The 12,382-nt window shown below is 42.4% G+C and carries 1 protein-coding gene; it reads right to left on the minus strand.

Going from position 1 to position 12,382, the window contains the following annotated elements:
• On the minus strand, positions 1-12,099 hold the full coding sequence (locus NH399_RS02970) for a DUF1566 domain-containing protein (RefSeq protein WP_305885084.1): 12,099 nt from the start codon (positions 12,097-12,099) through the stop codon (positions 1-3).
• Positions 12,100-12,382: the final 283 nt, after the last annotated feature.

The raw sequence follows: 12,382 nt of genomic DNA on the forward strand, positions 1-12,382 counted from the left end.
CTATTCGCAAGGATAATAATCAAAAAGTTCTTTAAATAACTTCTTCATAAACTGCCATAATCCGGCTGTTTTTAGTTCAGCTATAGCCTGATCTCTTACTTTCTTATTTTTACTTTTCAACTTTCGAATGTACTTCTGCTTTGTAGCTTCGGACATTCTTTTGTTGATTTGATCATGGCGCTTCTTAAGATTTCTCAAGTTTTTTCCAGTCACTAACATCGAGGGAGCAACCGCACCAATGACGCCGCTAACAATAACATCACCAAAATCAACTTTTGTAATATCACCACCATTCATCAGCATCTGGATACCAAAATCTAGAGCAGCCCCTATTACAAAACCTAAAGGTCCAGCCTCACCAGTCGGATCAATTAGATTAACAGGGTCCGAGAATATATATTTATATAGATTAACATCCTGGCCTTCAAAAAGAATGGGGTCTTTAGCCATCCAACGACCGATAAATGGATCATAGTCTCTGGCGCCAAAACGTACTAGTTTTGTGTGGTGGTCATAGATACCACCAGCAAAACCAAACGGTTGGAATCCAGGATTTGAATCAGCAATCAGATTCCCAAATTCATCATAATCCAATCGCTGGACGACTACTCCAGTTTGTGAATTTACCACTAACCTTGGGCTCCCTAAATGGTCAGATATCACTCTATAGGTGGCACCATTCTTAATGATGAATTCTGGTACATTGACTTTTTCTCCGTAAACATAACGAGATACGACTTTATTATCAGCATCAAGTTCTGCTATCGGGTTTAGTTCATTTGCATAGATAAACTTTTGTACTGTGACTCCATTTATCTTCTTGCCGATCCTGCGATTGGCACCATCTACTATATACTCATATAAATCAGTATTAGAACCATCCGATATTTCAACACTTAGCAAGTTTCCTAATACATCATATCGATAGTTAGTAACTTCGTCTGATGAAGTATTCGTTTTTTGTAATACTTCTCCATTCTTAGTGTAACTATAAGTATAGTCAGCATAACTTTTAACTCTGTCTTGCTCGTCGTATTGCCCAGAGTAGGTAGAGCTTCCCGTGACTCGGCTTAATCGATTACCATTATTGTCATAGGAGTAACTAGTTAACTGATTATCCTTATTGACAGCTTTTAATCGGCCTACATCGTCATAGCTGTACTCACTTTCTGAAGTAACTCCAAAAATCGTTTCAGTCTTATTAGAGATTCGACCGAGCTTATCAAATGAGTAATATACTTTGTATAGTTCTTCATCATTATACTTAGCTGAAAAGTCAGAAACTTCGCCATAATTAGTATAGTTTTGGGATGTATGAATATTACCCAGAGAAGAGCCTTTTTGTAGACCTAGCCTTTGTACTTCTCGAGTAAATGATAACTCTCCCACACCAGTTAATAAGTTATCTTTGTCATAACTGAGACTAACGCAATGGGTAGAGTTAACGCACTGTTCACTGATTAGGAAGTTATTGTTGTAAATAAGAGACACATCTCCAACAACATCACCCGACCAAGTTTCCTGTGTTAATAAATCGCCATCATAACCAATAATTAGCTCATTTCCTTCAGGAGTTGCTATGTTAGTAAGATTACCATGTGAGTTGTATTTATATTCAAAAATACCTCGAGGGATTTCCATCGAGCCAAGTAGCTCTGTATTGGCTTTATATCTATAAAGCAGTTGAGAACCGTCTGGACGTAAAATCCTCGTAAGTTTGCGATCTTTATCATACTCATAAGTAGTTTCTGGAATAGTGACCCCGTCTACGATAGGTGGAGTATACTGAGTTTCTCTTCCAACACTGTTATAGTTAAATCGATGCACAGGTTGTCCAGGAGGTTGAATAGACGCTAAGTTCCCATTCGCGTCGTAGTCCTGACTTATTTCGGAACCATCATGGAAAGTTGTTTTAACCAGTCGCCCCAGCTCATCGTAATCAAAAGAAGTTTCCTGATTCATTGCGTTGATGATAGAAGTTACACTGCCCTTACTTTTATTATCATCATACAAGAAAGTGGTGGTACGATCGCCAGTCGTGCTTGCAACTAAACGTCCTCTACTATCATATCCATACTCGGTAGCATGAAACCCTGAAACTTGTTCGCTTTCTAAAAGTCTGTTGATAGGGTTAAATTGTTCTACTACCACTCGACCTTCGGCGGACTTCGATGTTCTCTCTCCAGTTGTAAAATCATCAGAAATCTCGAACAAGTTACCATTTGTATTGACTTCAACAGATAACTTCTTGGATACCTGCCCATTCAGCCCATAGCTTTTACTTATTTGAGTGACACTCTCTAAACCGCTTGGCAATTTTGTTGAAACAGTTTTTGGGATTTCGAGTTTTGTTTTTGGATCGATAGCCATATCGATAATCGTGGTGACCCCTTGATCAACATACGTTTCTCTCAACTTCTCCTTATTCCGAACAATACTGACTTCTGTTTTATCTTTGTAAGTTGTCAATACTTGAGTATCTCCTTCAGAAAGCTGACTTTCTTTAGAGAAGTAACGGCTTGATTCAGCAGTAGAGTAGCCATACTCCACGATTTTAGAGAAATCATCTTTAATGTTGTAGAAGCTCCATATACCACCTTCAGGGTCTTCACTCTGCTTAATTCGGCCATGGACATCAAACTCACGAGTAAATAAGTGATTTGCCTTATCCAGCTCTTGCGTCATTAAGTGGTTGTCGTAGGTAAAGATATACGCGTTTCCATCGGCATATTTAGCCGAGCCCAAGTCGTTGTTAACATCAACAACCAATGTCGTGATATATCCGTCAGGCGATTCTATAGAAGTCGCCTTACCTTCTGCATCACGATGAATAGTGACCTTATTGTTAAAACGGTCGGTCATAAAGATTAAGCGTCCCTGATCGTCATAATTAAATGTCGTTAAGGTAACACCGCTAGCAACATCAATGGTTTTGATATGCTTGCCATCTTGATCGAAGACATAAGGAGAGCTTGCACTTGCCAAGTCATCTCGAACACAACGAACATTGTAGGTGTCGCTATGAGCATAACCAGGATAAGCGTAACTTAAACTTTCTACCGCCCATGCCTGGCTTTCATCTTCAACATTAATCGTTGAGCTCCAGTAAGGTTTTCTAAAGTCAACATTCGGGAACCATGGGTCCGGCGAATCTAGCGTTGTTTGATTTACAAACACGCTATTAGGCAATGTATACAGCAGTTCATTGACGTTGGGTAAGCGCCAATCATCAAAGCCAGCATGTGTTAATGACTCACAATAATTGATGGCACCAGTCCAATTAAACAGATTCGATGCATTCGCCGCAGTATCCTGCCACATTAATCCATTTTGTTCGTCCGTCACTACCTCTGCTACATCGTCACGCTTCAAACCTTCAACATATAATGAATCGATGGTTTGACCTTTAACACAAACAACAGGAAGCAGTTCTTCATCTTCATTACTAGTGCTGCTCGTCCAATGACTGAGAGCATCAGTTTGGTAAATACGAGCACCCTTTTGAGTATTCGATTTATCAATGGTATATGCTCGCTCTTTTGCCGTTGGTAAACGCCATTCAAAAGTGCTGGTATCTCCGATGTTTAACGCTCGGCAATAGGCTGAAGCTTCAACCATTCTTGTGAAGGCAGCAGGCTTGTCACTGATATACTGCCACTCAAGCCCTGTTACCTTATCAATCAATACGCCGTCGGCATCAACAACATAGTCAATGTCTTTTCCATCATCCTGATAGTAACCGTCGTCACCTGTAACAATACTGTGTGTGATTCCGGTATTAAGAACATTTGCCATTGTCACAACATATTCACTGTCGCCGTCACCGCGATATACCAGTTTGGTTCGACTTTGATTGTCCGTTTGAGCCAAAGTGTGATGGTTAGAGACAGACCAACCTTCTGCGATATGACTCTCTGGCGCACCAAACACGTTAATCTTTTGATCAGTCCAGGTGATAAAGTCTTGTCGACCTCTAACAGCAGTTACTTCAGAACCTACTTGCGCCCAAGCATTCGCGAACTCATCTAATGCCTGACTTCGGTCAGCGGCATTACCAGCACTCATGTACTCCAAGGGGTATCGATAGCCGATACGAATTCGACCTGGAATCGATCCACGTAATACATTGCCCTTAGCATCACGACCATCCCACATGAACTCAACGTCTTTATTGGTTTGTGGTGCAAACTTTTGCTCGAAACGATGACCGCCAATTTCAAGCACTGCGATCATTTCGATCAAGGTAGACGAAATAGTATCGCCGCTGACCTTTGCTTCGATTTTATGATGATAAGCATCGGTTCTTTGGCTTGAGTAATGTAGCGTTAAGTCCGTTCCCGTAATCTCAATGTCTTCATGCAGCGCTTGAGGCTTGAGATTGATGTAAGAACTAACACAGGCATTTTCATTATTGTTAGGATTTTCACCGTTGGTATTTCCATAAGGGAATCCTGCTGATGTTGAGCCAGCACCTGGTGCCCAGGGCCAGTTGTAGTCCCATGGAGTAAAGTGGTTAAAGCTTCCACGCCAGTAGGTATCACCTGGTGTAAAGTTTTCGATTCCAATCACTTCGTCAGTGGTGCTGCCGTTTTTATTAATGTCATCAGCAATGTCATCGCCCGTGTAATCAAGGCCATCCACTAAACCATCGTTGTTACTATCTAACAACTTAACGACGACTCCGTTATCAGAAGCTTTCCAGTCAGTCGCATTTCTGTCGTAGTAACCAATTGGAACAATTTCTCCCACTCTAAAGTTAAGGAAATTGTCCACGTACATAGTGACCGGTTTGTCGAAAGTAACGGTTTCGTCATCGCCAACGCCAGGGATCTCTAACTCAGAACAATAAGTAAAAGCAGATTCATGAGGAAGCTCTCCAGGCATGGACTCTGGCAACTCATACTCGGTAGCACGAACAAAGAAATCTTCAATCGTTCGAGTAGAACCATCTCGTGACTCAATGGTTGCTGATGAGATTCCATTAAACACAATGGTCGCAGAACGAGAACCGAACGCATCGGTAATAACCGTTGAACGATGCACCTGTGGAGTGTTGGAATTTAAATCAATCGCCGTGAGCTTGGTGTCCACTTCAAGTAAGACGACATCATCAAGTGTGTTCCAAGCATTGCTCGCAGCAACAATCTCACGATGGATGGTTAAATAACCTTCTTTGTTGTATACCAGTGCACGTTTACCCGCATGGCCAGCGATTACAAAGCGACCATTGCTGTCGGTTAAAACACTTCCATACTCAGGATTACTATGGAAAGCCACTTTAACGCCTTCAAGTGGATTGCTGTGTTTGTCTTTTACCAAACCAGTAAACAAACCAAAGGCTTTAGGATCATACTGAGCAATGGTTCCATTGTCAGGAATGTATTCTAAAAAGTCTTCTGCAAATGTACCGGCTAAGTTGCTGATATCGGTAGGCTCACCAACGGTCACAAATACTCGGTTTGATTTAATACCGTTAATTTGAGTTGATATTGAGGCATAACCCAGTTTTAACGCCGTTACCACACCAGAATCAACATTAACCACAGACAAAGCGTCAGGAACAAAGCTAGCGGTGCTTGTTAAGTCTCTTTTTGTACCATCAGCGAACAATCCTGTCACAGCCAGTGGTTCAGAGTCGCCTACATTCAGCACAATGTTAGATGGACTGATGCTAACCGCTTTAAGCTGATTAACATCGATGCCAGTTGTATCGACATTGATTACTGTAGAGCTGTTGCATTGGTGTGCCGTGCTGGTATCCACCAACTCGGAATTGCTATGGCTCCATGTATCAATAGGATCAATGACATTGAGTGAAACAACGACACCCAAACTAGAAGGATTAGAACCACTTGGATCATACGCTCCTGTAGAAACACCAAATCCAATCAACCCTTCTGCATGACTGTTGCCAGAGTTTTCTTTCAATCCTGGTTGTAAAATAAGATCTCGGTGTCCCCAGGCTTTTCCTGCATAGGGGTATTTATCGGCATAAGTCCAACGGTAAATAGCATCAATAAGTGCGGTAGTAGGATCAGGTGTTTCGGCGTAATCAAAACCACCATATAGGTTTTCTGCTTTGATACCCGCTTCATGATTGCCTTTAATGGTAGAGTTTTCATTAAGACGATCGGCAGGCGAAGCTCCATCACTGCTACGAGTATGAGAAATAATTTCGTTGTTTAAACGAATATAGTCTGCGTAATTTTGCGTCACCTGAACCACATCAGGGCTCACGCCTTCATAGGGTTTTAATCCGCGAGCTTCTCGCTCACTATTAGTAAGGTATAACCCTTTTTGTTGCAGAGACCAGCTATTCCAGATGGACTGAGTCGGCATCTTTAAGAATTTGAAAACAGAGTTATCAATCGCACGAGCATGGTTAAAGGCTCTTTCGATTTCTTTAACATCCGTCATGTTGAGGCCAATCCAGCTAATATCTTCTGACGGATAAGAATCAACAAACTCAGAATCGTCTTCAATAGCTTCAACAGTACATTGCTCGAATGGATAGCTTACACTAACGGTTATCTCATCCGTTGCTTCGGCTCCATCAGTATCAGTCACAGCAAGAGTCACTTGATGTTGGCCAACACCAAAATCACTTTTAGAAAAAGTTTTCTCTGTACTTAGCACGCTACCATCTAGCGACCATTGGTAAGAAACAATCCCCTCCTCGTCGTAACTCTCCGAAGCATCAAAATGAACGACGCCTCCCAGTGTAATCTCTTTATTACCACCTGCATTAGCAACTGGAGGTGCATCGTTAACAGAGGCCACATTAATCGTTACGGTGGCAATGTTTGAATCTGCTGAACCGTCGTTCACTTTAAACTTAAAGCTATCTGTTCCAGAGAAGTTTTCGTTAGGAGTGTAAGTTGCTTTGTTATCACTCAAACTCACGGCACCACTTTGAGGCTGCTCAGTGATTTCGTAATTCAGAGGATCAGTATCACCATCCGTAGCAACCAATGTGATCAAGACACTTTCGTCTTCATTAGTATTAATGGCTTGTGAGTTCGCAACAGGTGCTTCATTGTCACGGTCGACAATGGTTACCACAAAACTTTGACGCGATACCAGTCCGTTGTTATCGGTAACAGCCAACTCAACGTTATTCGAACCAACAGGGAAACTATTGCTTTCGAATGTTTGCTCACCGCTATAAACCGTTGAATAAGTCACAGTCCCAAATATTATACTGATACTGTCAGGATCGTACCAACGATACTGTACGACCGTTCCATCTGGATCATAACTGGCACCACCATCAAAAGAAATGGTATCTCCGACTGTTGCACTTCTATCACCACCTGGCACTGAAACTGGATAGCTATAATCCCTTACACAGCGAACAAAGTTCTTAGTATCTCCCCATGAGCTGGTTTTGCGATTATAGTAGCTGTGAGCATTACCAGGAGACACCCATAAAACATAGGCACTGTCAGTGTCATAAGGCGAAGTAGTCGAACTCCACAGATAAGGGTATGAACTACCCGTACGTGGAGGACGGTTCTTAAATGTAGGATTACTGGTTGAAATAATATTGTTATACGTTGAGTGCAACTCGTTGATGTTAGGCAGTCGCCAATCCGTCGAACCATCTAACTCTAAGCTCTCACAATAATTTAAAGCTTCTGCAAATGTAAACTCATTCGTTTTTACGACAATATCATCTTGCCACATGATTCGGTTGACAGTATCTGTCACCGTATTGGCTTGAGAATAAATAGGGCTTTCTCTAAAGTACTCAGCTTCAGATTTTTGTGTACCACTGACACATCGAGGAGCTGCTTCTAAACTCGTTTTTCGTTGGCCTCTCGTTCCTAAATCAAAATGAACAACATCACCGTAATCGACACCTGAGATCCTATCTTTTTTATTGGCCCAGTAATAATTGTCGGTGGCATTGGCAAAGGCTCCATCAATTTTAGGAATGTCTCTAGAATGACTTGAGCTTAGATCAAGCAAGTATAAAAGTTCTAACGCCGTCGGTAATCGCCAATCATCTCTGTCCGCGTAATCTAATGCTAAACAGTAATCTCGAGCGGCTGTCCAGGTATAGTTAGATTCCTTAGTTTCAAGATTATCCAACCAAACCAATCCTGTTTTGGTATCGGTAACCGTATCGAAGGTATTGCTTCTTACATAGTGTCGGTCTTGTCCCCAGTTTAAATCAGCATCATCTAACGTAGAGTAAGATACGTCCGCACCTGTTTTTGGAAGCAAAGAACTTTTGTAACGCATGCCATCGGTTATTTGAGACTCCGCACAACCGTTTACATCAATGGTCGCTCCTTCTGCGGTATCTGGACATTGGTCAATACCGTTTAATACACCATCGTTATCATCATCTCTTTGGGCTTCAGCACAACCATTGGTATCCACAACAGCACCTGCGGATGTACTTGCACATTGGTCTAAATTGTCGGTAACACCGTCATTATCAGTATCAAGTTGAGACGCCGCACAACCATTTTCGTTAACGGTTGCTCCCTCTTCTGTCGATGGGCATTGATCGTCACGATTGATAACACCGTCATTATCGTAATCTTCGTTCAACTGAGATTCTGAACAGCCGTTAGCATTAACGGTGGCACTCGCCTGAGTATTGGGGCACTGATCTAACGCGTTATTAACGCCATCGTTATCATCGTCCAGTTGAGATTCAGCGCAACCATTAGTATTAACGATTGCACCGGCCTCGGTATTTGGACACTGATCCAATGGGTTATTAACACCATCGTTATCATCATCTAATTGTGACTCAGCACAACCATTGCCATTAACAGTCGCTCCAGCATCGGTATTAGGACATTGATCCAGTGCATTGTTAACACCGTCATTATCACTATCTAGTTGTGATTCAGCACAACCGTTCGCATTAACGGTCGCACCAGCCTCTGTATTCGGACACTGATCCAAAACGTTATTAACACCATCGTTATCATCATCTAGTTGAGACTCGGCACAGCCATTGGCGTTAACCGTCGCTCCAGCTTCGGTATTAGGACATTGATCCAGCGCATTGTTAACACCATCATTATCACTATCTAGTTGTGATTCAGCACAACCGTTCGCATTAACGGTCGCTCCTGCTTCCGTGTTGGGGCACTGATCCAAAACGTTGTTAACGCCGTCGTTATCATTATCCAGTTGAGACTCGGCACAGCCATTGGCATTAACTGTCGCTCCTGACGCAGTATTCGGACACTGGTCTAACGCATTGTTAACACCGTCATTATCACTATCTAGTTGTGACTCGGCACAACCACTTACATTAACGGTGGCTCCAGCTTCAGTATTAGGACACTGATCCAACGCATTGTTAACACCGTCGTTATCATTATCAAGTTGAGCGTCGGCGCAACCATTAGCATTAACCGTCGCACCAGAAGCAGTATTCGGACATTGATCTAAAGCATCATTCACACCATCGTTGTCGCTATCTACTTGTGCGTCGGCACAGCCATTAGCGTTGACGGTTGCACCCGCCACCGTATTAGGACATTGGTCTAATGCATTGTTAACGCCGTCGTTATCACTATCTAATTGTGACTCGGCACAGCCATTCGCATTAACGTTGGCTCCTGAAGAAGTATTTGGGCATTGATCCGCATCGTTAAACACACCGTCATTGTCATCATCCAACTGAGAATCCGCACATCCACTTGCATTCACAGCCATTCCAGCTGGCGTTGATGGGCATGAGTCTAATGCATCAGGCACACCATCATTGTCGGTATCTTCTGCCGCAACGCCGGTTAAAAGATCATTGATTGCATAGTTTTCGCTGGGTTGCGATAAACCAAATGCCGCAAAAATTTGCGCGGCTGATAGCTCTCCGCCGGTAGCAAATGTTATTTTAGCTACACTGTGAGACGCTTTAAAAAATTGATTTACTTTTATTTTGTGAGCACTTCCGCCGACCGTTAGTACGAGGTCGTCACCGACTTTTCCTAATCCGCTCGCCACGTCATTAAAAGTCACTCCGTCGATGAAGTGGATTACATTATCCCCTTCGCCATCAATAATCAGATCAACTCCATTCGAAGCGCCGATGATGTAAGTATCTTTACCTGGACCACCGACTAAATAATCATCTCCCGCTTTGCCTTCTAGAGTATCATCACCTTGACCTGCGATTAAGATATTTGCGTTAGTTGAGCCTGTTAGAGTGTCGATTTCACCTGAACCGATAATGACATCTGCACTGTTTGCAGAAGCCGTAGGCGCTGCAACACCAAAAGCACCAAACAGTTGGGCTGCAGAAATAGAACCACCCGTTTCAAACTCAATGGTTTCGATGGTATTACTAACTGTGAAGAAGTTTTCGACCTGTACTTCGTTGCCTGTACTTCCAATTCTTAAAATCAAGTTGTTACCAGAGCGAGTTAAGCCGCTGGCGATATCGTTAAAACTAATGCCATCGATAAAACGAATGATGTTCTGTCCCGATACATCAATGATTAAATCGGTTCCGCTGTTTGAACCGATAATATAGGTGTCTTGATCATTACCACCTAACATAATGTCGTGGCTTTCTAAACCCGATAATTGGTCGGAACCTGCTCCTGCCACCAAAAAGTCTCGACTACTCGTACCGACTAATGTGTCGTTACCTGACAGATCAATTCCATTTGCATTGTCTTGACTACCACTTTGCTCATCAGGGCAACCATTTTGATCAACGGTTTCATTACTCGCCGTTGCAGGACATTGATCAAGAGCATCGTTAACCCCATCATTGTCTGAATCTTTTTGACTTAATCCACAACCATTAACATCAACCGAGTCATTTGCCTGCGTATTGGGACATAAATCGACGTCATCAACAACACCGTCGTTATCTTCATCAGCCGGAGGATTAGAGTTGTCGCCATTGTTCACCTGGTCGAAGACTGGCAAATTATTGGTAGGCGCAGAAACACCAAATACACCATACAATTGTGAAGCGGTTATCTGGCCACCGGTTTCAAAAGTAATGGTATTGATAACTTGAGTGAGGCTGAAAAAACCAATCAGACGAACTTTGTGCTCGCCCGTACCTATGTTGAGGATTAAATCATTGCCAGACTTTGACAATCCGCTGGCGACATCGTTGAATCCAATACCATCAACAAAATGAAGCGTGTTGTTCCCTTCTCCATCAACAATGACATCCAGACCACTTTGTGCACCGATTTGATAAGTGTCATTACCATCGCCACCGACTAAATAGTCATTTCCCTCACCGCCCGCTAAAGTGTCATTATCTTGACCAGCTAATAAAATGTTGGGTAATGCGGTACCCAAAACAGTATCGGCCTGGTTTGTGCCACCAATAATATCTCGACTGAGTTCCGTAGCTGTTGGGGCCGCTAAACCAAAAGCCCCATAAAGTTGTGCCGCCGTAATTGAACCACCGGATTGAAACTCCAACTTATCAATGGTGTTTGCAAGAGCAAAAAACTTCTCTACACGAATCTGGTTAGGACCACCGGCCAACACCAGAACCAAATCATCCCCTGACTTTGTTAAACCACTTGCAACATCATTGAAACTGATGCCATCAACGAAATAAAGCGTGTTGCTACCATCCACATCGACAATGACATCTGAGCCACTGTTTGGTCCAATAATGTAGGTATCATTTCCGCTTCCGCCGATTAAAATGTCATCGCCTTCTGCAGCCGACAATTCATCAGCACCACCACCAGAAACTAAAACATCTCTACCCGCTGTGCCAGCAAGAATGTCGTTCCCATCCATATTGACGGTTTTATAAACACTTGTAGAACGCAAAGAATTTTTGCCAGCCAAATTTCTACCGGAGGTAGAGATCCGTTCACTTATCGCAAAAGTTGAATTTTGGGAACCCAAGTTAGCTTCTTCGTCGAGGTGGCATCCATTGATATCAACGCTCGTAGAATTGGAAGAAAAGCATTGATCAAAATGATTGGGAACGCCATCCATATCATCATCCAATAAAACAACATTCTCGGATGGTTGGAGAGATTTTAATTTTTGTTCATTGATGTCTGCCTCGTTATTACAGCCAACAAGCATTAGCGAGGTAAAAGATAACAACAAGACACTATGAATATTTAGCCTGTTCAATTTAAGTATCCTCTTAATATTGAATCCGTCGTGGTGGTTATTAAAATGGTTAAAACAATAAAAAAGATCTGAGTGCGACTTTTATCAACTCATTCGGTGATCCTGATTAACAATAAATTCCGACTATTAATTGGCGGAATGGTACTCAATTATTTCGTTATAGAGTTATAAATCCTTGGACAAAAGCTATTACAATTCTGCCAATTTCATTAAATTAGCCTAGTTTTCAATCAAATTTTCAACATTAGGTTCTTTTTTGTCCACACTCATCCAATTAACATCG

Origin of the sequence: Pleionea sp. CnH1-48 (genome assembly GCF_024124665.1) — a bacterium.
Taxonomy (GTDB): domain Bacteria; phylum Pseudomonadota; class Gammaproteobacteria; order Enterobacterales; family Kangiellaceae; genus JAMXSB01.